Here is a 22,006-nt window from a genome sequence, read left to right as displayed (position 1 = left end):
CTGATGAGTGTGAACACAGGGCCGATGTGGGAGCGGGCTTGCCCGCGAAGGCGGTGTGTCAGCCAGCGTGGGGGACCTGATAGTCTGCTCTCGCGGGCAAGCCCGCTCCCACAAAAAAGCTGCCGGCGTTATCGTTGGCGAACATTCGCGTTGTTTGAGAGTTATATGCCTGAACTGCACGTCGGCGAACGCCACTGGTCGGTCTCCACCGGCAGCAATTTGCTGGACGCCTTGAATCAGGCGGGCGTTGCCGTGCCTTATAGCTGCCGCGCGGGCAGTTGCCATGCGTGCCTGGTGCGCTGCGAGGGGGCGGTTGAGGACAAGCAGTCCGACGCCTTGAGCCCGGCGCAGCGTCAGGACGGCTGGCGTTTGGCTTGCCAGTGCGCAGTTGCCGGGGATTTGAAAATTGAAGCCTTTGACCCGCAGCGTGACGGCTTGCCCGCGCAAGTTATCGGCATCGATTGGCTGAGTTCGACAGTACTGCGCCTGCGTTTGCAGCCGGAACGTGGCCTGCGCTACCGCGCCGGGCAGCATCTGGTGTTGTGGGCGGGGCAGGTCGCGCGGCCTTATTCCCTGGCCAGTTTGCCCCAGGAAGAGCCGTTTTTAGAGTTTCACCTCGATTGTCGCCTGCCCGGCGAGTTCAGCAACGCCGCGCGGCAGTTGGCCGTAGGCGATCACCTGCGGTTGGGCGAGCTGCGTGGCGGCGCGCTGCAATACGACCCTGACTGGCAGTTACGCCCGCTCTGGCTGCTGGCCTCGGGCACCGGCCTCGGGCCGTTGTGGGGCGTGTTGCGCGAGGCGTTGCGCCAGGATCATCAGGGCGCCATCCGCCTGATTCATCTGGCCCATGATGCGCAAGGGCATTATTTGGCCGAACCCCTGGCGGCGCTCGCCGCGCAGCATCCGAACCTCACGGTGGAGCTGTGGACGGCGGCGCAGTTGTCTCAGGCATTGGCACAACTGCGGCTTGTTTCGCGGCAAACTCTGGCTTTACTCTGCGGGCACCCCGCCCATGTCGAGGCGTTTTCCAAGCGCCTGTTTCTGGCGGGACTGCCGCGCAATCAACTGCTGGCTGATGTGTTCCTGCCCCGTGGTTGAGCGCTGAACTTTACAGCCGCGAGATTCGCCATGACCGACGCCATCCTGCTGCACCGCGAACGCGGGCTGCTGACCTTGCAGCTCAACCGTCCCGACAAGAAAAACGCCCTGACCCGCGCCATGTACACGCAACTGGCCGAGGCGCTGGACGTGGCGGATGCGGATGCAGATGTCCGTGCGGTGCTGATTCAAGGCAGCAGTGACTGTTTCACCGCCGGTAATGACATCGGCGACTTCCTCGAGCAGCCGCCCAGTGATCTCGACAGCCCGCCGTTTCACTTCATGACAAGCCTGATTAACTGTCGCAAACCGGTGGTTGCCGGTGTGGCGGGTTCGGCAGTGGGTATCGGCACGACACTGCTGCTGCATTGCGACCTGGTGTACATCAGCCGCGATGCGCGGCTGCGTATGCCGTTCGTCAATCTGGGGCTGTGCCCGGAATTTGGTTCAAGCCTGATTCTGCCGCGACTGCTGGGGCACGCGAAGGCGGCTGAGTTGTTGCTGCTGGGTGAAGGGTTTACCGGAGAGCAGGCGGCCGAGTGGGGAATTGCCACCGAGGCGTTGGGCAGCGGCGAGGCCGCGTTGGCTAAGGCGCGGGAAATGGCGGGGCGCTTTGAAACCCTGGCACCCGGTGCGGTGCAGGTGACCAAGCAATTGATGAAAAGCGTGGACCGCCAGCAGTTGCGGCAGGTGATCGAGGAGGAGGGCGCGCTGTTTGTCCAGCGGCTGAAATCACCCGAGGCGATTGCGGCGTTGTCGGGGTTTATCGCTCGACGCTGATGACGCTATCGCAGGCAAGCCAGCTCCCACATTGGAATGCAGTTAACTGTGGGAGCCGGGCTTGCCCGCGATGAGGCCCGAACCGGCAACATAAAACTCCAAGGCATAAAAAAGCCCCGAACCAGTCGGGGCTTTCTCATTCAACGCTCAGTCAAACCTGCGGGTCGCCCACGTGCAGGATCTTCATGCCATTGGTGCCGCCGGTGGTGTGGTAGCTGTCACCCTTGGTCAGGATGACCCAGTCGCCTTTTTCCACAACGCCGCGCTTGACCAGTTCGTCGATGGCCGCCTGGCTGACTTCATGCGGCGGCAACGAAGCCGGGTCGAACGGTACGGTGTACACGCCACGGAACATCGCCGCGCGGGCCTGGGCTTCGCGGTGCGGGGTGAACGCGTAGATCGGCACCGACGAACGGATACGCGACATGATCAACGGCGTGTAGCCACTTTCGGTCAAGGCGATGATCGCTTTAACGCCCGGGAAGTGGTTGGCGGTGTACATGGCGGCCAGGGCGATGCTCTGGTCGCAGCTTTCGAACACTTTGCCGATGCGATGGCTGGAGGTCTTGCTGGTCGGGTGCTTTTCGGCGCCGACACAGATACGCGCCATGGCCTGCACCGCTTCCAGCGGGTAAGGGCCGGCAGCGCTTTCAGCCGAGAGCATCACGGCGTCGGTGTAGTCGAGCACGGCGTTGGCCACGTCGGACACTTCGGCGCGGGTCGGCATCGGGTTCTGGATCATCGACTCCATCATCTGGGTCGCCACGATCACCGCTTTGTTGTGACGGCGTGCGTGCAGGATGATCTTTTTCTGGATGCCGATCAGTTCGGCGTCACCGATTTCCACGCCCAGGTCGCCACGGGCAACCATCACGGCGTCGGAAGCCTCGATCAGGTCGTCGAGGGTTTCGTCGTCGGCCACGGCTTCGGCGCGTTCGATCTTGGCGACCAGCCAGGCGGTGCCGCCGGCTTTGTCGCGCAACTGACGGGCATATTTCATGTCAGCGGCGTCGCGCGGGAAGGACACCGCGAGGTAGTCCACTTCCATTTCGGCAGCGAGCTTGATATCGGCCTTGTCTTTGTCAGTCAGGGCCGGTGCCGTCAGGCCGCCGCCACGACGGTTGATGCCTTTATGGTCCGACAGCGGACCGCCGATGATCACGACGCAGTTCAGTTCGGTATCGGTCGCGGTCTCGACGCGCATTACCACACGGCCATCGTCCAGCAGCAGTTCGTCGCCGACGCCGCAGTCCTTGACCAGGTCCGGGTAGTCAATACCCACGACTTGCTGGTTGCCTTCGGTCAGCGGGTGGCTGGTGGAGAAGGTGAACTTGTCACCGATCTTCAGCTCGATCCGCTTGTTGGCGAATTTGGCGATACGGATTTTCGGGCCTTGCAGGTCACCCAGCAGCGCCACGAAGCGGCCGTGCTTGGCGGCCAGGTCACGCACCAGCTTGGCGCGAGCCTTGTGCTCGTCCGGGGTGCCGTGGGAGAAGTTCAGACGGGCAACGTCCAAACCAGCCAGAATCAGCTGTTCGAGGACTTCCGGCGAGTTACTGGCCGGGCCAAGGGTGGCGACGATTTTGGTACGACGGACGGACATGCACAGACTCCTGAGTTCAAGCGCTGGGGAAGGCTACTATGCTCTTTCGTTGTAGTCATTGTTCGTTTGCACTACTTATCGACGATCGGCTTGTTTTTGCTGCGGATGAATCGATGAACATCCTTGAAGATTTTTGACGAGGGGTCGATACACTGCACAAGACAGGAGAACCCTCATGCGAATTTTGCTCGTTGCTGCCCTGGCCGTCAGTGTTGTCGGCTGCACCCGATGGTCGATGGACCACCATTTGAACAACGCTTACCGTGCCTACGGGGTGGGTGATTGCGAGCGCGTCACCCTGGAATTGTCCCAGGTAGACCGCGAGAGCCGCAGCCGCCGTTATGTGCAGCCTGAGGTCTCAATGCTGCGCGGGCAATGCCTGGAACGGCAAAAATTGTTCGTCGATGCCGTGCAAACCTATCAGTTCATCATCAGCCAATACCCTTCCAGTGAGTACGCCTACCGCGCCCGCGCCAGGCTGGACACCCTGCAGCAACTGGGTCATTACCCCGGCGCCAGCGTTGCACAGCCGCGCCCGGCGTCGTTGTGATGATGTTTGTCATCCTATAACTGGCTCGTTGCCAGTCTTGGGCTATGCTTTGAATGTTCGTTTGTACAAGTTTCTGTTCGAGCGAATGCGAGGCCCGGATTCGGCAGCAGTGTCGTGACTCAACGCAGTGTGTCGTCACACCGAGATCCAGGGAGAGCGGGCTTCGGCTCGTTCCGAATCACTGGCCCGGCCAAACATGGCCATTGGATGGCGAACTCACATGTTTAACCACCGACGAATTGAGCGGCACCAATTACCCTGTTTTCTGCAGGTATTCAATCGCCTCACCGACAAGCCCATCGGTTTTTTGGGGAATGTTTCGGAGAACGGGCTGATGTTGATCAGCCAGTTGCCGATGATGGTCGACGCGGAGTTTGAGTTGTGTTTAAAAATTCCGGGCCCGGACGGCGAAGTCCAGACCATTGACCTGACGGCTACCTGCTTGTGGAGCCATGAGGACGTCAATCCCCAGCACTATGATTCCGGGTTCAGCATGGTTCAGGTGCCTGATGAATACAGGCAATTGATCGCTGCCTTGTTGAATTACTTCAGTTTTGATCCCTTGCAGGCATCCGCCTAGCAATCCTGCGTTTTCGGACCTGTGCGGGGCTTTCGCCTCGACGCAGATCCGATGTCAACTTTTAGAACACCCCGGCTTTTTTCCAACCCAGATAACGGTTAACCAGCGCAGCCCCCAGTTGCGAAGGTGCCGTATCCAGTACTGACAAGCCATGGGCCTTCAGTCGTTCATGCAACTCGTCGCGGGTATTGAGGTAATCGACCGCGCCACTGTAGGCCAATGCTTCGGGCAATGTTTGCACCGAAACCTGACGCAGCTGATCCAGAACCTCTTCTCGCAGGCTGGCGACCAGCACTCGGTGCTGGCGGCCGATGCGGTTGACTGCCGTCGTCAGCGCTTCATCGTCCTCATCCCGCAGGTTAGTGACTACGATCACCAATGCCCGACGTTTTTGCCGCGCCAGCAGTTGGCTGGCGGCGGCTTGGTAGTCGGCCGTGCGGCGCGTGGTGTCGAGGTCGTAAACGGCATTGAGCAACAGGTTCAATTGCCCGCTGCCCTTGATCGGCGCCAGATAGCGTGGCTTGTCACTGGCGAACGTGCACAAACCCACGGCATCGCCCTGGCGCAGTGCAACATAGCTGAGCAGCAGGCAGGCGTTGAGTGCGTGGTCGAAGTGCGAGAGTTCGCCGTCCTGGCTGCGCATGCGGCGACCACAATCGAGCATGAACACGATCTGTTGATCACGCTCGTCCTGATATTCCCTTGCGATGGGCGTGCGCTGGCGAGCGGTGGCTTTCCAGTCAATCTGGCGCAGGCTGTCGCCTTCGCGAAATTCACGCAGTTGATGGAATTCCAGGCCCAGCCCCCTGCGCTGGCGCTGCTGCACGCCGAGTTGGCTCAGCCAGTTATCCACGGCCAGAAGTTGCGCACCGTATAGTTTTGCAAAATCCGGGTAGACACGCGTGGCATCGTTGGCCTCGACAAACCGCCGCGCCGACCACAGCCCAAAGGGGCTTGGCAGGTAGATTTCACAGCGGGCAAACGTGAAGTGCCCACGGCGCAGCGGGCGCACGCGATAGCCTAGCTCGCCGTGTTCGCCGGGGCGCAGTTCGATGGTTTGGGGCAGGTTTTCCACACTGAGGCCGTCCGGGACATGATCGAAAACCTGAACCGTCACCTGTTGAGGGTAGCCATGGGTGAGGCGCAGGCGTACCTCGCTCCAGCGACCGAGTGCCAGGCTGCCGGGCATTTGCCGGTGCACGTCTACAGTGGGCCGTCGACGCAAGCGCACGGCGTCCAAAAATGCCAGCAATGACAGGGCCAGCAGCAGGCCCCAGGCTATCGAGTGCAAGGTATCGGGCACCTTGAACTGCAGGGCTGTCGCCACGCCGAGCAGGGTATTGAGGCCCAGCAACACGCCCAGCCAGCTCAACAGCAATCGTGTGGGTTTCATGGGCGGTTCACTGGCGGGGTGCCGGTATCTGGTCGAGCATTTGCTTGAGCACCTGATCGACCTCAAGGCCGTCAATGTCCAGTTCCGGTGCAATGCGCACCCGATGACGCAATACCGCCAGTGCACAGCCCTTTATGTCATCGGGGATGACGAATTCGCCACCCCGCAACAACGCTCGGGCGCGGGCACCCCGAACCAGGGCGATGGAAGCACGCGGGCCGGCACCGATGGCCAGTCCTGGCCAGGTGCGCGTGGCGCGGGCCACGCGCACGGCGTAGTCGAGAACCTGCTCATCCAGCGTCAGTTCACTGGCGATCTGTTGCAGGTGAAGCACGTCCTGCGCCTGCAGCACGGTGCGCAGTGGTTGCACATCCAGCATGTCGGCGCGAGAGGAACGCGTGACTTCGCGCACCATGTCCAGCTCCTGCTGCGCGTCGGGGTAATCCATGCGCACCTTGAGCATGAAACGGTCCAGTTCGGCCTCTGGCAGGGGATAAGTGCCTTCCTGTTCGATGGGGTTCTGGGTTGCCAGCACCATGAAGGGCTGGCCGATGGGCAGCGCCTCCCCCTCAAGGGTGACCTGGCGTTCCTGCATGGCTTCAAGCAGCGCGGCCTGTGTCTTGGCGGGCGCGCGGTTGATTTCGTCGGCGAGCAACAGGTGCGTGAACAGCGGGCCCTTGCGCAGCTTGAATTGCTCGGTGTGCAAGTCGTACACGGCATGGCCGGTAACGTCACTGGGCATGAGGTCGGGTGTGAACTGGATACGTGCAAAGTCCCCTGCGAAACACCTGGCCAGGGCGCGCACCAAAAGCGTCTTGCCAAGGCCCGGTACCCCCTCCAACAGAACATGCCCGCCGGCGATCAGCGCGGTGAGCACATCTTCAATCACCGGGTCCTGGCCGATGACCGCCTTGCGCAGTTCAATGCGCAGGGCTTGTGCTTGCTGGCTGGCCTGTTGAATGGCTTCGCGGGTGGGGGCTGCGGCTGCTGGAAAATCGCTCATAGGGCATTCCTGAGGGTTTGCAGGCACGCCACCTGACGGCTGAAATCGGCGCTGTTGAGCCGTTTTTCCGGAAGTGGGCCAAGGGCCTGACTGATGACGTGAGAAGGTTGGCGCGTCAGGCGTTCGAGTACCTGCCACTGTTGAGCGGTATCCAAATGTTCAAAGCCTGGGTGGCGACGCCGGGCAGCGCGCTGGATGTCACGTTGCAGGGCTTGCAGCAGGGTGCATTGGCCGCTGCGTCGCAGCAGAAAATCTGCGCTGGCTTGCAAGTGTTCCCGCAATTGCCGGCGTGCCTTTGGCGTTGGGGCCTGGATCGGCCCCTGGCGCATGCCTGCATGCCACAAGGCGAGGGCAATCAGCGCGATAAGGGCTGTCAGCGCCTCGGGGAAGTAGCGCATCAGCAATGTCAGCAGATCATCTGTGTCACTGTTGAACAACAGGGTCACGTCCGTCCCCTGGTTGAGGTACCAGAGCAGCCAGGCATTGTCGTGTTTGCCGATGTTTGCGTTTTTCCACAGGTCGCTGTCGGTAATGACCGTTACGGTCCCGCGTCCGAAATTGCGTTGCATCAGGTGGCTGGATCTTGCGCTGTTGGCAGAGAACTGCGCCACGTGCGTGGGGTCGGCAAGATTGAAGTCGGTATCGAAACTGAAATAGGCCGGTGCGGTTTCGTTGTCGATGTACAGTTTGGTCAGGTCTGGCGCTTTCTTTTTGCGCGGGGAGGCGGGTACATCCGTGGCCTCGCTCAATGTCTGGTGGATGCCCACACCATCAAGCAAGAGGTCGCCACTGTGGCCGGTTTCTTCATCCCATAACGCTTCGGCGACCAACAGCAGATGGCCGCCGGATTTCGCCCAGCTCAACAGCTGCTCCACCTGAGGTGGAGTCATGTTGCTGCGTTCACCCAGCAATAGCAGGCTGTTGGCCGTGGCGGAAAGATCATCAAGTCGTTCAAGCCCATTGGCATGTTCAACGCTCATGCCTTGCTGGCGCAGAAAGTACTCAGCTGCCAGATACGGGTTCGCCAGGGCTTGCGGCGAGGGGCCGCGATCCACGACTTCGTCATATGGAATTGCTTTTTTCCAGGCATAGAGGGCGCCTGCCCCCAGCAGGCACGCGAGCAATAATCCTGCCCAGAGCAGGGGCCGATTCATCAGGAGGCCTCCGACGCAAACAAGGCCCGCCAATCACTGCACAGTTGTTGCTGGGCCGAGGCCGGGGGGAGGTGATGGCCATAGGCAAGGCGTTGCCAGTGATGGGTCAGGTCGTCGCTGAATGCCAGCAACTGCGGTTGCTGCAGGCGGTGCACACGCTCCAGTATCTGGCCTTCGGTATCTGCGTTGCTTAGTGGCAGATTGAAATCGTGCAATAACCGGCTGAGCAGGCCGCGGTACAACAGACCCAGGGCCTCCCGGGGTTGGGTGTCCCAGAGTTTTTCGGCTGTGGTGGCGATGTCCTCCGGCAACGTTTCGATACCCAGTTCCAGGCCGAACATTTGTTTGGGCGCAGGGTTGGCTTCCTTCGGTTTGCGCCCTCCACGACGGCTGACAAACGCTTGCAGCCAACCGCGGTAGTGCCATGCGAACAGGGTGATAACACCGATGAGGAGGCTCCACAGCAGTATTTCCAACCCTTGGGCAACCTGTTTGAAGGTGTTGCTGTTCAGGTTGTCGAGCAGTGCCTGCAGCCACGCCGGTAATTTTCCTTCTCCGTGGGTTTTGCTTGCAGGGGGCGTTTTTTCTTCGCCGAAACGGTAACGGGTAACGGTTTCCGGATTTTTGAAAGGGGGGTGTTCCAGCTGTGTCTTGATCGATTCGCGGGCAGCCTGAGTGCTTAGTGGCCTGGTAGCGCCGGGTTCCTCGGCGAACGCTTTAGGACTGGTCTGCACCAGCATCAGCCCGATCGCGAGCAGCAATAGCGCCTTAACGTTGCTCAAGCGCTGGCGCAACCGGCGGAACGCCAGTTCAAGATCCCAGGCCTCCAGCACCGTGCGCCGGTTGAGGTAGAGGCTGAAGCCGCAGGCCACGTAGATGGGTTCCCAGAACACCAGGACCACTGCGTAAAAGGCGTTGCCCAGATGCTCAAGCCATAGCCCTTCCGCGCCGGAAGCGAGCGCGAGCCTCTGCCAGTCCCAATCCAGTTCAAGCTGTTCAGGAATGAACAGATAGAACAGTGCCATGCAGCCAAACCACAAACCGATTTCCATGTGCATACCCAAGACGGTCAACCAGCGCGCGGCACCGGCGTTGCGCTGCAGCAGCACGCCCAGGCGTTGTTGGCGGGCCTGCCCGTCAAGCCCTTCGAGCTGGCTGACCGGCAGCACAAAACTGCGGCTCAGGCTGAGCCGCCGCCAGGTCAGGCTGGCGAACAGTTGGCTTTTCAACAGGCGTGGCCAATGCTTCACCGCCTGCCTGGCGCTGGGTACCTCGCCAAAGAGGGCCTTGGACAGAATGTAGAGCGGCAAGCGGTCGAAGGCAGGCTTTAACCACCAGAACAGAAACACTGCGGTTGACGGGTAATCCCAAAGCAAAACGGTCAACACGGCAAAAATCGGCAGGCTGACCAGCGCCCAGGTGCTCATCAACAGCAGGCGGTGCTCCCGAGCCATGAGCACGCCAAGGTCCATGGCCTCCCAGGTTGTGCGGGGCCGAATCACTACGCTCGCGTCACTCAGGCGCATGAGAAGTCCTGCCGGCGAAAATCAGGTAGGCGGCTACCAGCAACCAAAGTGCGGTCCCCACGAGGTATTTGACCCAGGGAGCAAGGCTTGTCGTGGATGACCAGTAAGCTTCGATAAATGCGGCAATCAGCAGGAATATCATCACGCCGCAGAGCATTTGCACGCTTTTGCGGGCGGCCAGTCGCAGGGATTCGCTTCGGGTCAGTGCCCCCGGGGCAATCAATGCCCAGCCCAGTTGCAAACCCGCCGCCCCCGCCAGGGCGATGGCGCTTAGTTCGAAGGCCCCGTGGCCGATCACAAATGACCAGAAGGTCTGGCCATAGCCGATTTCGGTCAAGTGGCCGGAGACTGCGCCGATGATCAAGCCGTTGAACACCAGGAAGAACACGCTGCCAAGGCCGAACAGCAACCCGGCGGCAAAGGTCTGGAAGGCAATGCCGATGTTATGCATCACGTAGTAGCCAAACATCATCCAGTCTTCGCTGGACGCACGCTCGGCGGCGCGACCCAGTTGGCTCGCGTCGGGGTCGTACATGCTTTGCATTTCGGCGACTTGCTGAGGGCTGATGATGCTGTAGACGAGGTCCGGAAACAGATAAACCAGAAGAGCGATGCTCGCCAGGCTGCCAAAGAACAGGATGCTCGCGATCAACACGAAGCGCCATTGCTCACGCACGAGACGAGGAAAACCGGCCAGTACGAAGCCCAGCACATTCGCGCCCAATCGGCTGCGATGGCGATACAGTTGTTGGTGGCCACGCAGGGCCAGCTGTTGCAGCGGGTCCACCAGATAACTGCTGTAGCCGCGCTCCTCGGCCAGGGCGAGATGTTGGCACAAACGTCGATAATGATAAGGGAACCGGGCCATGTCACCGGCCTCGGCTTTACCTTGCTCCAGCTGTTTAAGCTGCGCTTCAAAGGCTTGCCATTCCGGTTGGTAGCGGCTTTCGAACAGGCTCTGTTTCATGTGGGCCCCAGCAAACCGCGAGCAACGCCGTTGAGCTGTTCCGCCGCCCGCGCTGGTGGGACCTGCAAGGGTGTGGCGAGAATGGCGGCCAGTTCGTGTACCCGCTCGGCAGATAATTCGCCTTGGCGTTCAGCAAATCCGAGGATGGCGCGCTGTTCACTCAGGTCCAGCGCGAAGGGCAGCCGCAGGGCACTTGCCTGAGGTATCTGTGGGCGGGGCAGGGGCCGCTCGCGGTAAACCACCAGGGTGCCGGCGGCCAGATCGCCCAGGCGTTTGAAGTGAGGGTGTTGCAGGCAACTGATGGCGCCGGTGAAGTAGCCGAAGGGCAGCATGTCGACGAAGCGCAGCAGGTTCCGGATCAGCGACGCGGACCAGCCAACCGGTGTGCCGTCGTCCTGGATCACGCGCAGGCCCATCACCTGTTTGCCGGGTGAGCAACCCTGATTGAGCACTTCAAACAGCACCATGTACCACCAACTGATCAGGAACAGCAGCAATGAGCCCAAGCCGATGCCAATGTTGCCGAGCAGTGCCAGCGGCACCAGCAGAATCCCCATGATCAGGCCGCGCGCACCCAGGTCGAACGCAAAGGCGAGCGCGCGCGGCAGCAAGCCGGCGGGGCGCAAAGGCAGGTCGATGCCCTCCGGGGTCTCGATCTGGTAACGGGTATCCAAAAGGGCTGTTGGCATTGCGGTCCCTGGCAGTGCGAAGCGGTTGAGAGACACGGATGCTAGCAGTGTCAACGTGGGAAGCAACCATCCAAGGTTTTACTGGATATTTGTACAGTAAAGGTATTGCTGGCCCCGAGCGGCTCCCAGCGCCTAGACTTTGTCGGTCTTCAGCACAGGAACAGCCCGTGACCACTATTTTCTGGTACGACTATGAAACCACCGGCATCAACCCGCGCAGTGATCGTCCGTTGCAGGTTGCCGGTATTCGTACTGATCTTGAACTCAACGAGGTCGGTGCGCCGGTCAACCTGTATTGCCGGCCTGGGGACGATATCCTGCCTCATCCGGCCGCCTGCGCGATTACCGGCATCACGCCTTCCATTCTCGCCGAAAAGGGGCTGGCCGAAGCCGATTTCATGACCCGGGTGCATGCCGAGTTGGCTGCTCCGGGAACGTGCGGTGCCGGGTACAACACTTTGCGCTTCGATGATGAAATGACGCGCTACAGCCTGTACCGCAACTTCTTTGACCCTTATGCCCGTGAGTGGCAGGGCGGCAACAGCCGCTGGGACTTGATCGATGTGGTTCGCACCGCGTACGCGCTGCGCCCCGAAGGCATTGTGTGGCCCGAGCAGGACGGGCGCGTCACGCTCAAGCTTGAGCGCCTGACCGAAGCGAATGGCATCGATCACGGCCAGGCTCACGACGCTTTGTCGGACGTGCGGGCAACGATTGCGCTGGCACGGTTGGTTCGCGAGAAACAGCCCAAGCTGTATGAGTGGCTGTTTCAACTGCGCAGCAAGCAACGGGTGATGGATCAGGTGCGTCTTTTGCAGCCGATGGTACATATTTCCGGGCGTTTTTCTGCCGAGCGCCATTACCTGGGGGTGGTGTTGCCACTGGCCTGGCACCCACGTAATCGCAATGCGCTGATTGTGTGTGACCTTGGGCTAGATCCCCAGGGGTTGCTGGATCTGGATGCCGATACGCTGCGCCGACGTCTCTACACGCGCCGTGAGGACCTCGCCGAAGGTGAACTGCCGGTGCCGCTCAAGTTGCTGCATATCAACCGGTGCCCGGTCGTTGCGCCATTGAACGTGCTGCGGGCGCAAGATGGTGAGCGGCTTCAGTTGGATATGGACGCTTGTCAGGCTCGGGCGCTGCGACTAACTGACGCACAGGAAGTTTGGCGTGACAAGTTGGCGGCCATTTACGCCGACGAAGACTTCGCGCCGAACAATGATCCGGAGCAGCAGCTCTATGACGGTTTTATCGGCGACCGTGACCGTCGCTTGTGTGAACAAGTACGTGCCGCTGAACCTGAAGATCTTGCGCGTCAGCAGTGGCCATTTGATGATCATCGGTTGCCCGAATTATTGTTTCGCTACCGCGCCCGGAACTTTCTCCACACCTTGAACAGCGAGGAGCAAGAACGCTGGAAACTTTTCTGTCAGCAGCGTTTGTCAAATGCTGAGTGGGGAGCACCGAATACCCTTGAGGCATTTAAGCTGGCGCGTGAGGAGTTGGCTGTTAGTGCTACATCGTTTCAGTGTGGGGTGCTGGATCAATGGCAGGAATATGCCGACTCTTTAGCGGCTCGTCTGGGGCTCTAATCGGGTTAGTAGTTACAGGACATTCGAACAATAAAAAACGCCAGCAAGCTGGCGTTTTTTATCGATGGCGTGTCAGGCAATGCCTGGCATGGCTTAGCCCAGCAGGGTAGCCCAGCCTTCAACCACGTCACCGCCCCACTTGGCTTTCCACTCTTTCAGCGTCTTGTGGTTGCCACCTTTGGTTTCAATCACTTCGCCGTTATGCGGGTTCTTGTATTGCTTAACCTTGCGAGCACGCTTGGTGCCGGTAGTTTTCACGGCGCCACGTGGAGCTTTAACTTTCGACTCCGGATCCAGCAGTGCGATGATGTCACGCAGGGATTTGGAGTATTCACCCATCAGGGCGCGCAGTTTGCCTTCGAATTCCAGCTCGGTTTGCAGCTTGTCGTCTTGAGACAGGTTCTTCAAACGGGCTTGCAGCTCTTTGATAGCTTCTTCGGTGGCACGGTATTCGTTGATCAGAGACATGTGGACTACCTTATGTAGAGCGCTGATTGACAGAGGGAGTGGCCCAATAATAGTCAGGCAATTTCACCAAGTAAACATTTAAGGAAGCATTTATGTGAATTACTTTGAATGTTTGTGGCAACGCTATGCAATCGAGTTAATTAATAGGTGGTATGCCTAAAGATCGTCTGGCTTATTTGGATGTCTGACCAAACGTTCCGTTTACGGTCATTACCCGTCGCGATAAAACCTTACGCTATTTAAGGGTGTCGTCCGGGGTGGGCAGCAGATTAAACCGTAATGAATACTGCAGTTTTTCTTCGCAATCGCTAGAATGGCGGCCTTTGCGAAGTTCTGGAGTTTTCCCCCAATGCGCACTTTTCGGCTGGTGATTGCTTGCCCGGACCGGGTTGGCATCGTTGCCAAAGTCAGTAACTTTCTGGCCTCCCATAACGGCTGGATCACCGAGGCGAGCCATCACTCGGATGATCTCAGCGGTTGGTTTTTCATGCGTCACGAAATTCGTGCCGACACGCTGCCCTTTGGTCTGGAAGCGTTTCGCGAGGCGTTTGCGCCGATCGCGGAAGAGTTTTCAATGACCTGGCACATCACCGACACCGAGCAGAAAAAACGCGTGGTGCTGATGGCCAGTCGCGAGTCCCATTGCCTGGCCGACTTGCTGCACCGCTGGCACAGTGATGAGCTGGACTGCGAGATCGCCTGCGTGATTTCCAACCACGACGACCTGCGCAGCATGGTCGAATGGCATGGCATCCCGTACTACCACGTTCCGGTCAACCCGCAGGACAAGGAACCGGCATTCGCAGAGGTCTCCCGCCTGGTCAAGCAGCATGAGGCTGATGTTGTGGTGCTGGCGCGCTACATGCAGATCCTGCCGCCGGAACTGTGCCGCGAGTACGCCGGCAAGGTGATCAACATTCACCACAGCTTCCTGCCATCGTTCGTCGGCGCCAAGCCTTACCACCAGGCGTCGCTGCGGGGCGTGAAGCTGATCGGCGCAACCTGCCACTACGTCACTGAAGAGCTGGACGCCGGCCCGATCATCGAGCAGGACGTGGTGCGTGTCAGCCACAGTGACAGCATCGAAGACATGGTGCGTTTCGGCCGTGACGTCGAGAAAATGGTGCTGGCCCGTGGCCTGCGCTATCACCTGGAAGATCGCGTGCTGGTCCACGGCAACAAAACCGTGGTGTTCTGACACCCGCGGCTTTTGATTGATCAAAAAAGGGCCTGGGCGTTAAATCGTCCCAGGCCCTTTTTCGTTGTCTTCCCTTGAGGAGAGATACATGAGCGACCCGCTGGACAAAGCCACGTCAAAAGCCCCCGCGACGCTGGGGGAGGGTTGTTTGAGCCGGTTTGACCCGGATGACCTTGACGCCGAGGACGGCACCGAATTTCCCGGTGCCGCCGAGTTGTGGGAGCAAGAGAAGGGCACGCCCGAGCCCGAGTGAAGAGGTGCCGGGTCAGATCCGGAAACTGCCCACCAATTGCTTGAGGCGCGACGCCTGCTGTTCAAGGTCGGTGCAGGCCCGCAGGGTCGATTGCAGGTTTTCCACGCCTTCCTGATTGAGGGTGTTGATCTCGGTGATGTCCATGTTGATCGACTCCACCACGGAAGTCTGTTCCTCGGTGGCCGTGGCGACCGACTGGTTCATGCCGTCAATCTCGCCAATGCGCTGGGTCACGCTGTTCAAGCGTTCACCGGCCAGGTTGGCAATCTCCACGCTGTCCAGGCTGTGGCGCTGGCTTTCACTCATGGTGCTGACCGAGTCGCGGGCGCCGACTTGCAGTTCTTCGATCATCTTTTGCACTTGTTGCGCCGATTCCTGGGTGCGATGGGCCAGGTTGCGCACTTCATCGGCCACCACCGCAAACCCGCGCCCGGCTTCACCGGCACGCGCGGCTTCAATCGCAGCGTTCAGCGCCAACAGGTTGGTCTGCTGAGAGATGCTGGTGATCACTTCCAGAATCTGCCCGATATTCACGGTCTTGCTGTTGAGCGCCTCTATATTGCTGCTGGAGGCGCTGATCATCCCCGACAGCTGGTTCATCGCCTTGATATTGCGTTCGACCACGTGCTGGCCGTCTTCAGCCAATTGCCGTGCGTCACTGGCCTGATGCGAGGCTTGCGCGGCATTGCGCGCGATTTCCTGGGCGGCGGCGCCCAGTTCGTTGATCGCGGCGGCAACGCTGTTGGTACGGTTGGCTTGCTCGTCGGAATTGACCATCGATGAGTTGGAGGCGCTGACCACGCGCAGCGCCACTTCGTTGACCTGTTGGGTAGCCGAGGAGACTTCGCGAATCGATGTATGAATTCGCTCTACGAAACGGTTGAAAGCATTCCCCAGGGTGCCGAATTCGTCGTGGTTCTGAATGGTCAGACGGCGGGTCAGGTCGCCTTCGCCGTCAGCGATGTCCTGCATGGCGCGGGTCATCAGGTGCAGGGGCTGCAACAGCACGCGGATCAACATGCCCAGCAGCGCGATGATGATGACCACGGCAATGACCGTGGCGATCACCGCCGAGGTGCGAAACTTGCTGAGCATGGCGAAGGACTGGTCTTTATCCACCGAAATACCCAGGTACCAGTTCACGGACGGCAAGCCTTTGATCGGGGTAAAGGTCACGATGTTGTCTTTGCCATTGGCTTGGACTTCGCTGAAGTCGCCGCTGATCCTGGGCGTGTTTTTCGGGTACACGTCCGCCAGGGTCTTCATCACCAGAGTTTTGTCCGGGTGTACCAGCACTTTGCCATCTGCGCTGACCAAAAAGGCATAGCCCATGCCGCCGAAGTTCAGCGCGCCGATATTGTCCACCAGGGTTTGCAGGCTCAGGTCGCCGCCCACTACGCCGATGCTTTGCCCGGCTTTGGTCACGCTGGGCGTGGCGACGGAAATGATCAATTGCCCAGTGGCGGCGTCGATATAGGGTTCGGTCAGCGTTGAACCATTGCTGCTCTGGGCGCCGGTGTACCAGGGGCGGACCCTGGGGTCGAAACCGTCGGGCATCCTGGTGTCGGGGCGAATGGTGAAGGCGCCTTTGCTGTCGCCCACGTAGGTTGCCATGAACGAGGACGTCAGGGTTTTCTGTTCCAGCAGGGTGGCAACCGCCGCCGGTTCGGGGTTGGTGGCGATATTTTGTGCGGCGTTTTCCACCAGGGCTATGCGCCCGTTGAGCCAGGTTTGAATGTTGCTGGCGGTGACATCACCCATTTCATGCAGGTAGTTATTGAGGTCGTCGCGGATCGCGTTGCGTTGCAGGTAGTCGTTGTAGAGGGTAAACAGGGCGAAGGCGGCGATGACGATAAGGGAGGCTGCAAGCAGGATTTTGTGGCTGAAGCGCAGATTTTTATTCATGGCTTGTAGGGTCCGCTAAGGTCTTAATATCCGGGGCGCGTCCTTGTGGGAGGCGCAATATGGCAGCGTCAAAAAAGGCGTGATATTTCTCGTTAGTCCCTGTAGGAGCTATCTGACCTATTTTTAGACTTTGTGGGTCTCACATGTGTCTATATCGACTCGGCGACATTAAAGATTAACCATAGGTGACGAAATGCCTGACTCTTCGCAACTCCTTATCGGCGCGGGCCTGGATGGCCAACCCATCGCGCAGGCCATGCGCCTGGCCAACCGTCACGGGTTGATTGCCGGCGCCACCGGCACAGGCAAAACCGTCACGTTGCAGCGCCTGGCGGAAGCCTTCAGTGATGCGGGCGTGGCCGTGTTCGCCGCTGACATCAAGGGCGACCTGTGCGGCCTGGGCGCTGCCGCCAACCCTCAAGGCAAGGTGGCCGAGCGCATTGCGGGCATGCCTTTCCTTAATTACAAAGCGAAGGCGTATCCGGTCACGTTGTGGGATATCCACGGGCAGTCCGGTCATCCGTTGCGCACCACCATCAGCGAGATGGGGCCTTTATTGCTCGGCGCGTTGCTCGAACTTACCGACAGCCAGCAATCAGCACTTTATGCGACGTTCAAGGTGGCAGACCGCGAGGGCCTGTTGCTGCTCGACCTCAAAGATCTCAAGGCCTTGCTCAACCACCTGCGTTACCACCCGGAGTTACTGGGCGACGATGCCGCGCTGATGACCACCGGTTCCAGCCAGGCCTTGCTCAGGCGTCTGGCCGTGCTGGAGCAGCAGGGCGCCGAAGCCCTGTTTGGCGAGCCGGCGCTGCAGCTTGAAGACATTTTGCAGCCAACGTCCGACGGTCACGGGCGCATTCACTTGCTGGACGCCAGCCGCCTGGTGCATGAGGCGCCCAAGGTTTACGCGACGTTTCTGTTGTGGCTGCTGGCGGAGTTGTTCGAGCAATTGCCGGAACGTGGCGATGCTGACAAACCCTTGCTGGCGTTGTTTTTCGACGAGGCCCACTTGTTGTTCGCGGACACGCCCAAAGCCTTGCAGGAGCGTTTGGAGCAGGTGGTGCGCCTGATCCGTTCCAAAGGCGTGGGCGTGTATTTCGTCACTCAATCGCCGAGCGACTTGCCGGACACGGTGCTCGCGCAACTGGGCCTACGGATTCAGCACGGTCTGCGGGCGTTTACGGCTAAAGAGCAGAAATCCTTGCGTGCGGTGGCGGACGGTTTCCGGCCCAACCCGACCTTCGATACGTTGTCGGTGCTGACCGAGCTGGGCACGGGTGAGGCGTTGGTCGGTACCTTGCAGGAAAAGGGCACGCCGGAAGTGGTCCAGCGCGTACTGGTGGCACCACCGCAATCGCGGATCGGGCCACTCAGCGAAGCCGAGCGCGCGGCATTGATCGCCCGTTCGCCGTTGCTGGGGCGTTATGACAAGCCGATTGACCGCGAGTCGGCCTATGAAGTGCTGATGGCCCGCAAGGACCTGGGCACCACCGAGGAAGCCAAGCCCGCCGCCGAGGAACCGAGCTTCACCGATAAGGCTGGGGCGTTTTTGGGGACGACGGCAGGCAAGGCGCTTAAATCGGCGATGCAGCAGGCGGCCAATCAGATGGGCCGCCAGTTGGTGCGCGGCTTGTTGGGCTCGTTGCTCGGTGGCAGCAAGCGCAAGTAATGCGTCAGGGTTTGGGGCGGGCGTGGGCGGCCAACCGTTCAAGGGCTGCGCGCAAACCCGGGTCGCTGATGCCGTCGGCCGTGGCCTGAATGGTTTCGGCCGCGTTCTCCGAGAGGTCCATGGTGTGGCCCGCCGCGCCTTGCTGCACGGTGGGCGGCTGGACCTTGAACTGGATACGCATGAGGCTGGCGAATTCATCAAACAGCATTAATTGACGCTGCAGGCGTTTTTGCTGATAGCGCAAACGGGTTGCCCAGTGGCCGTCGGTGACAATTAACAGCAAATTGCCCTCCCGCCAGGACGCTACATGGCAATGTTCCCGCGCGGCGGGTTGCAACTGGCTTTCGAGCAGGCGTTGCAAATGGCCCAGGCGTTGCGCGTGGCCGAAGATGGCTTTTAACGGCTTGGCTTCGCGAAGCAACACGCCTGGGGCGCGGGCTGTATGTGGGCGAAATGCCATGTTTAGACACCTTAAGTAACAGAGCCGCCATCTTAGCAGAAAGCACCCGTGTGCCCCCGGACAAAGCGCCGGCCGGGCTTTGCCCTAGAAATCAATAGGTAACTTCTGCGTTTGATGGGTTGAAGTTCCGGCAAAAGCCCTTATTTTAAACAGGCCCTCTCACAGCGCCATGCCAGCATCGGGGAATAACGCCACTTTCCTCACCCACGAATCCGGGTAGAATGCGCGTTCGCATGCGGCCGTGAGGGCTGCTCGGGCCACTCACGGTGCGCCCTCCATCCCTATGTGTGGAAGAACCTGCCGATATGTTTGCGCCTTTGTTAAAGAAACTTTTTGGAAGCAAGAATGAGCGCGAAGTTAAACGCATGCTCAAGACGGTGCAGCTGGTCAATGCTTTCGAAGAGCAGATGGTTGCCCTGTCGGATGACCAATTGCGCGCCAAGACCCAAGAGTTCAAGGCCCGCATAGCCAAAGGTGAAACCCTCGACAAGCTGCTTCCCGAAGCCTTCGCGGTCGCCCGTGAAGCCGGCAAGCGCGTCATGGGCATGCGCCACTTCGACGTTCAGTTGATCGGCGGCATGACCTTGCATGAAGGCATGATTGCCGAAATGCGCACCGGTGAAGGCAAGACCCTGGTGGCCACCCTGGGCGTTTACCTCAACGCACTGTCCGGCAAGGGCGTGCACGTTGTGACGGTGAACGACTACCTGGCCCGCCGGGACGCCAACTGGATGCGCCCGCTCTACGAATTCCTCGGCCTGACCGTCGGCGTGGTAACGCCGTTCCAGCCGCCGGAAGAGAAGCGCGCCGCCTACGCCGCCGACATCACCTACGGCACCAACAACGAATTCGGTTTCGACTACCTGCGCGACAACATGGCGTTCAGCATGGAAGAAAAATTCCAGCGTGAACTCAACTTTGCCGTGATCGACGAAGTCGACTCCATCCTCATCGACGAAGCCCGTACCCCGCTGATCATCTCCGGCCAGGCCGAAGACAGCTCGCGCCTGTACACCGAAATCAACAAGCTGATTCCGCGTCTGACCCAGCACATTGAAGAAGTGGAAGGCGTGGTGACCAAAGAAGGTCACTTCACTATCGACGAGAAGACCCGTCAGGTCGAGTTCAACGAGGCCGGTCACCAGTTCGTCGAAGAAATGCTGACCCAGATCGGCGAACTGGCCGAAGGTGAAAGCCTGTACTCGGCCCACAACCTGGGCCTGCTGACCCACGTCTATGCCGGCCTGCGTGCCCACAAGCTGTTCCACCGCAACGTTGAATACATCGTGCAGGACGGCCAGGTTGTACTGGTCGACGAGCACACCGGTCGTACCATGCCGGGCCGTCGCCTGTCCGAAGGCCTGCACCAGGCCATCGAAGCCAAGGAAGGGCTCAACATCCAGGCCGAAAGCCAGACGTTGGCCTCCACCACCTTCCAGAACTACTTCCGTCTGTACAACAAACTGTCCGGCATGACCGGTACGGCCGACACCGAAGCGTTCGAATTCCACCAGATCTACAGCCTGGCCGTGATGGTGATTCCACCGAACAAGCCGCTGGCACGTAAAGACTTCAACGACCTGGTGTTCCTGACGGCCGAAGAGAAATACGCGGCAATCATCAATGACATCAAGGACGGCATGGCCAAGGGCCGCCCGATCCTGGTGGGTACCGCCACCATCGAAACTTCCGAGCACGTATCGAACCTGCTCAACAAGGAAGGCATCGAGCACAAGGTACTGAACGCCAAGTTCCACGAAAAAGAAGCCGAGATCATCGCCCAGGCCGGTCGCCCTGGCGCACTGACCATCGCCACCAACATGGCCGGTCGTGGTACCGACATTCTGTTGGGCGGCAACTGGGAGGTTGAAGTCGCGGCGCTGGAAAACCCGAGCCCCGAGCAGATTGCCCAGATCAAGGCCGACTGGCAGAAACGCCACCAGGCGGTGCTGGAATCCGGTGGCCTGCAGGTGATCGCGTCCGAGCGCCACGAATCGCGCCGTATCGACAACCAGTTGCGTGGTCGTGCCGGCCGTCAGGGTGACGCCGGTTCCAGCCGCTTCTACCTGTCCCTGGAAGACAGCCTGATGCGCATCTTCGCCTCGGACCGCGTGAAGAACTTCATGAAGGCCTTAGGGATGCAGTCCGGTGAAGCGATCGAGCACCGCATGGTCACCAACGCCATCGAAAAGGCTCAGCGCAAGGTTGAAGGCCGCAACTTCGACATCCGCAAGCAACTGCTCGAGTTCGATGACGTCAACAACGAACAGCGTAAAGTGATCTATCACATGCGTAACACGTTGCTGGCCGCCGACAACATTGGCGAGACCATCGCTGACTTCCGTCAGGACGTGCTCAACGCCACCGTCAGCGCACACATTCCGCCACAATCCCTGCCTGAGCAGTGGGATGTTGCCGGTCTGGAAGCGGCCTTGAAGAGCGACTTCGGTGTGGACTTGCCGGTTCAGCAATGGCTGGACGAAGACGACCACCTGTACGAAGAGACGCTGCGCGAGAAGCTGATGACCGAGCTGCTGGCCGCGTACAACGAGAAAGAAGAGCAGGCGAGCGCCGAAGCGCTGCGCACCTTCGAGAAGCAAATCGTACTGCGCGTGCTGGACGACCTGTGGAAAGACCACCTGTCGACCATGGACCACCTGCGTCACGGTATCCACCTGCGTGGCTATGCCCAGAAGAACCCGAAGCAGGAGTACAAGCGCGAGTCGTTCACGCTGTTCTCCGAGCTGCTGGATTCGATCAAGCGCGATTCGATTCGCGTGCTGTCCCACGTTCAGGTGCGTCGCGAAGACCCGATCGAGGAAGAAGCCCGCCTGCGTCAGGAAGCCGAGGCACTGGCCGCGCGCATGCAGTTCCAGCACGACGAAGCGCCGGGTCTTGAGCAACCTGAAGTGCTGGGCGAAGAGGTCGATGTGGCCCTGGCTCAGACGCCGGTTCGCAATGACCAGAAGCTGGGCCGCAACGAACTGTGCTGGTGCGGTTCGGGCAAGAAGTTCAAACACTGCCACGGCGAAATCAACTAGGATTTTTGCCTGACGCTGCAACACCCTGCGCCGCGACCGGCCTTTGCCGTCGCGGCGTTTTGCCATTAATT

Annotated in this window: 19 protein-coding genes and 1 pseudogene; 9 read left to right on the top strand and 11 right to left on the bottom strand. The window is 59.9% G+C overall.

Annotated elements, in window-relative coordinates:
• The first annotated feature begins 165 nt into the window (after nt 1-165).
• Together ATI14_RS00620 and ATI14_RS00615 are read left to right on the top strand one after the other, a co-directional pair.
• Nucleotides 166-1,098: an iron-sulfur-binding ferredoxin reductase gene (locus tag ATI14_RS00620; protein WP_016971117.1), complete on the top strand. Its 933-nt coding sequence runs from the start codon at nt 166-168 to the stop codon at nt 1,096-1,098.
• Between the two features lie 30 nt (nt 1,099-1,128).
• A complete protein-coding gene (locus ATI14_RS00615) occupies nt 1,129-1,878 on the top strand; it encodes an enoyl-CoA hydratase-related protein (protein ID WP_016971116.1) in 750 nt (249 codons plus the stop codon).
• 151 nt (nt 1,879-2,029) lie between these two features.
• On the opposite strand, the gene pyk is transcribed toward ATI14_RS00615, so the two are convergent.
• Entirely contained in the window at nt 2,030-3,481 is a 1,452-nt protein-coding gene (gene pyk, locus ATI14_RS00610) for a pyruvate kinase (protein ID WP_016971115.1), read from the bottom strand.
• A 175-nt stretch (nt 3,482-3,656) separates the two neighbouring features.
• Here pyk and ATI14_RS00605 point away from each other — a divergent pair, with 175 nt between their 5' ends.
• Together ATI14_RS00605 and ATI14_RS00600 are read left to right on the top strand one after the other, a co-directional pair.
• Entirely contained in the window at nt 3,657-4,031 is a 375-nt protein-coding gene (locus ATI14_RS00605; protein ID WP_016971114.1) for a tetratricopeptide repeat protein, read from the top strand.
• Between the two features lie 220 nt (nt 4,032-4,251).
• Complete coding sequence (locus tag ATI14_RS00600; protein WP_016971113.1) at nt 4,252-4,611, top strand: PilZ domain-containing protein; 360 nt, start codon at nt 4,252-4,254, stop codon at nt 4,609-4,611.
• A 61-nt stretch (nt 4,612-4,672) separates the two neighbouring features.
• On the opposite strand, the gene ATI14_RS00595 is transcribed toward ATI14_RS00600, so the two are convergent.
• Genes ATI14_RS00595 through ATI14_RS00570 form a run of 6 tightly spaced genes read right to left on the bottom strand, consistent with a single transcriptional unit; the run spans nt 4,673 to nt 11,343 of the window.
• Nucleotides 4,673-6,004 carry a DUF58 domain-containing protein gene (locus ATI14_RS00595; protein ID WP_016971112.1) on the bottom strand — a complete coding sequence of 444 codons (1,332 nt, stop codon included), beginning with the start codon at nt 6,002-6,004 and terminating at the stop codon, nt 4,673-4,675.
• Between the two features lie 7 nt (nt 6,005-6,011).
• A complete protein-coding gene (locus ATI14_RS00590; protein ID WP_016971111.1) occupies nt 6,012-7,007 on the bottom strand; it encodes an AAA family ATPase in 996 nt (331 codons plus the stop codon).
• The gene (locus ATI14_RS00585) at nt 7,004-8,161 is read right to left on the bottom strand and encodes a DUF4350 domain-containing protein (protein ID WP_016971110.1); all 1,158 of its coding nucleotides are present in this window, start codon (nt 8,159-8,161) and stop codon (nt 7,004-7,006) included. Before ATI14_RS00585 ends, ATI14_RS00590 begins: the two co-directional genes overlap by 4 nt.
• Entirely contained in the window at nt 8,161-9,687 is a 1,527-nt protein-coding gene (locus ATI14_RS00580; protein WP_016971109.1) for a DUF4129 domain-containing protein, read from the bottom strand. The genes ATI14_RS00585 and ATI14_RS00580 overlap by 1 nt, the downstream gene beginning before the upstream one ends.
• Nucleotides 9,674-10,654 (bottom strand): stage II sporulation protein M, encoded by a 981-nt coding sequence (locus ATI14_RS00575; protein WP_016971108.1) that lies wholly within the window; start codon nt 10,652-10,654, stop codon nt 9,674-9,676. The genes ATI14_RS00580 and ATI14_RS00575 overlap by 14 nt, the downstream gene beginning before the upstream one ends.
• Nucleotides 10,651-11,343 carry an RDD family protein gene (locus ATI14_RS00570; protein WP_031319775.1) on the bottom strand — a complete coding sequence of 231 codons (693 nt, stop codon included), beginning with the start codon at nt 11,341-11,343 and terminating at the stop codon, nt 10,651-10,653. Before ATI14_RS00570 ends, ATI14_RS00575 begins: the two co-directional genes overlap by 4 nt.
• 167 nt (nt 11,344-11,510) lie before the next feature.
• Here ATI14_RS00570 and sbcB point away from each other — a divergent pair, with 167 nt between their 5' ends.
• The gene (sbcB, locus tag ATI14_RS00565; protein ID WP_016971106.1) at nt 11,511-12,938 is read left to right on the top strand and encodes an exodeoxyribonuclease I; all 1,428 of its coding nucleotides are present in this window, start codon (nt 11,511-11,513) and stop codon (nt 12,936-12,938) included.
• Nucleotides 12,939-13,031: 93 nt separating this feature from the next.
• Here sbcB and mvaT read toward each other — a convergent pair whose 3' ends face one another.
• Nucleotides 13,032-13,406, bottom strand: a complete 375-nt coding sequence (gene mvaT / locus ATI14_RS00560; RefSeq protein ID WP_016970296.1) for a histone-like nucleoid-structuring protein MvaT — start codon at nt 13,404-13,406, stop codon at nt 13,032-13,034.
• Nucleotides 13,407-13,755: 349 nt separating this feature from the next.
• On the opposite strand from mvaT, the gene purU reads away from it, so the two are divergent.
• Together purU and ATI14_RS31340 are read left to right on the top strand one after the other, a co-directional pair.
• A complete protein-coding gene (gene purU / locus ATI14_RS00555; protein ID WP_005790961.1) occupies nt 13,756-14,604 on the top strand; it encodes a formyltetrahydrofolate deformylase in 849 nt (282 codons plus the stop codon).
• Nucleotides 14,605-14,692: 88 nt separating this feature from the next.
• Complete coding sequence (locus ATI14_RS31340) at nt 14,693-14,857, top strand: hypothetical protein (protein ID WP_016970297.1); 165 nt, start codon at nt 14,693-14,695, stop codon at nt 14,855-14,857.
• Nucleotides 14,858-14,869: 12 nt separating this feature from the next.
• Here ATI14_RS31340 and ATI14_RS31930 read toward each other — a convergent pair whose 3' ends face one another.
• The gene (locus ATI14_RS31930) at nt 14,870-15,634 is read right to left on the bottom strand and encodes a methyl-accepting chemotaxis protein (RefSeq protein ID WP_370590141.1); all 765 of its coding nucleotides are present in this window, start codon (nt 15,632-15,634) and stop codon (nt 14,870-14,872) included.
• Nucleotides 15,635-15,727: 93 nt separating this feature from the next.
• Nucleotides 15,728-16,762 (bottom strand): annotated as a pseudogene (locus ATI14_RS31925) (HAMP domain-containing protein); the annotation flags it as partial.
• A gap of 193 nt (nt 16,763-16,955) precedes the next feature.
• Here ATI14_RS31925 and ATI14_RS00545 point away from each other — a divergent pair.
• Entirely contained in the window at nt 16,956-18,434 is a 1,479-nt protein-coding gene (locus ATI14_RS00545) for a helicase HerA-like domain-containing protein (RefSeq protein WP_080520185.1), read from the top strand.
• A gap of 4 nt (nt 18,435-18,438) precedes the next feature.
• Here the strand turns inward: ATI14_RS00545 and ATI14_RS00540 are convergent, their stop codons facing one another.
• The gene (locus ATI14_RS00540) at nt 18,439-18,894 is read right to left on the bottom strand and encodes a DUF721 domain-containing protein (protein WP_016970300.1); all 456 of its coding nucleotides are present in this window, start codon (nt 18,892-18,894) and stop codon (nt 18,439-18,441) included.
• Between the two features lie 305 nt (nt 18,895-19,199).
• Here ATI14_RS00540 and secA point away from each other — a divergent pair, with 305 nt between their 5' ends.
• A complete protein-coding gene (secA, locus tag ATI14_RS00535; RefSeq protein ID WP_016970301.1) occupies nt 19,200-21,935 on the top strand; it encodes a preprotein translocase subunit SecA in 2,736 nt (911 codons plus the stop codon).
• The last annotated feature ends 71 nt before the right edge of the window (nt 21,936-22,006 follow it).

Source organism: Pseudomonas tolaasii NCPPB 2192, from assembly GCF_002813445.1.
GTDB lineage: Bacteria > Pseudomonadota > Gammaproteobacteria > Pseudomonadales > Pseudomonadaceae > Aquipseudomonas > Aquipseudomonas tolaasii.
This window is presented reverse-complemented; position numbering and strand designations above follow the sequence as displayed.

Bases quoted from the DNA above. Each gene is read 5' to 3' on its own strand.
- ATI14_RS00620 (WP_016971117.1), top strand. From the start codon at position 166: ATGCCTGAACTGCACGTCGGCGAACGCCACTGGTCGGTCTCCACCGGC.
- ATI14_RS00615 (WP_016971116.1), top strand. From the start codon at position 1,129: ATGACCGACGCCATCCTGCTGCACCGCGAACGCGGGCTGCTGACCTTG.
- pyk (WP_016971115.1), bottom strand. From the start codon at position 3,481: ATGTCCGTCCGTCGTACCAAAATCGTCGCCACCCTTGGCCCGGCCAGT.
- ATI14_RS00605 (WP_016971114.1), top strand. From the start codon at position 3,657: ATGCGAATTTTGCTCGTTGCTGCCCTGGCCGTCAGTGTTGTCGGCTGC.
- ATI14_RS00600 (WP_016971113.1), top strand. From the start codon at position 4,252: ATGTTTAACCACCGACGAATTGAGCGGCACCAATTACCCTGTTTTCTG.
- ATI14_RS00595 (WP_016971112.1), bottom strand. From the start codon at position 6,004: ATGAAACCCACACGATTGCTGTTGAGCTGGCTGGGCGTGTTGCTGGGC.
- ATI14_RS00590 (WP_016971111.1), bottom strand. From the start codon at position 7,007: ATGAGCGATTTTCCAGCAGCCGCAGCCCCCACCCGCGAAGCCATTCAA.
- ATI14_RS00585 (WP_016971110.1), bottom strand. From the start codon at position 8,161: ATGAATCGGCCCCTGCTCTGGGCAGGATTATTGCTCGCGTGCCTGCTG.
- ATI14_RS00580 (WP_016971109.1), bottom strand. From the start codon at position 9,687: ATGCGCCTGAGTGACGCGAGCGTAGTGATTCGGCCCCGCACAACCTGG.
- ATI14_RS00575 (WP_016971108.1), bottom strand. From the start codon at position 10,654: ATGAAACAGAGCCTGTTCGAAAGCCGCTACCAACCGGAATGGCAAGCC.
- ATI14_RS00570 (WP_031319775.1), bottom strand. From the start codon at position 11,343: ATGCCAACAGCCCTTTTGGATACCCGTTACCAGATCGAGACCCCGGAG.
- mvaT (WP_016970296.1), bottom strand. From the start codon at position 13,406: ATGTCTCTGATCAACGAATACCGTGCCACCGAAGAAGCTATCAAAGAG.
- purU (WP_005790961.1), top strand. From the start codon at position 13,756: ATGCGCACTTTTCGGCTGGTGATTGCTTGCCCGGACCGGGTTGGCATC.
- ATI14_RS31340 (WP_016970297.1), top strand. From the start codon at position 14,693: ATGAGCGACCCGCTGGACAAAGCCACGTCAAAAGCCCCCGCGACGCTG.
- ATI14_RS31930 (WP_370590141.1), bottom strand. From the start codon at position 15,634: ATGGTCAATTCCGACGAGCAAGCCAACCGTACCAACAGCGTTGCCGCC.
- ATI14_RS00545 (WP_080520185.1), top strand. From the start codon at position 16,956: ATGCCTGACTCTTCGCAACTCCTTATCGGCGCGGGCCTGGATGGCCAA.
- ATI14_RS00540 (WP_016970300.1), bottom strand. From the start codon at position 18,894: ATGGCATTTCGCCCACATACAGCCCGCGCCCCAGGCGTGTTGCTTCGC.
- secA (WP_016970301.1), top strand. From the start codon at position 19,200: ATGTTTGCGCCTTTGTTAAAGAAACTTTTTGGAAGCAAGAATGAGCGC.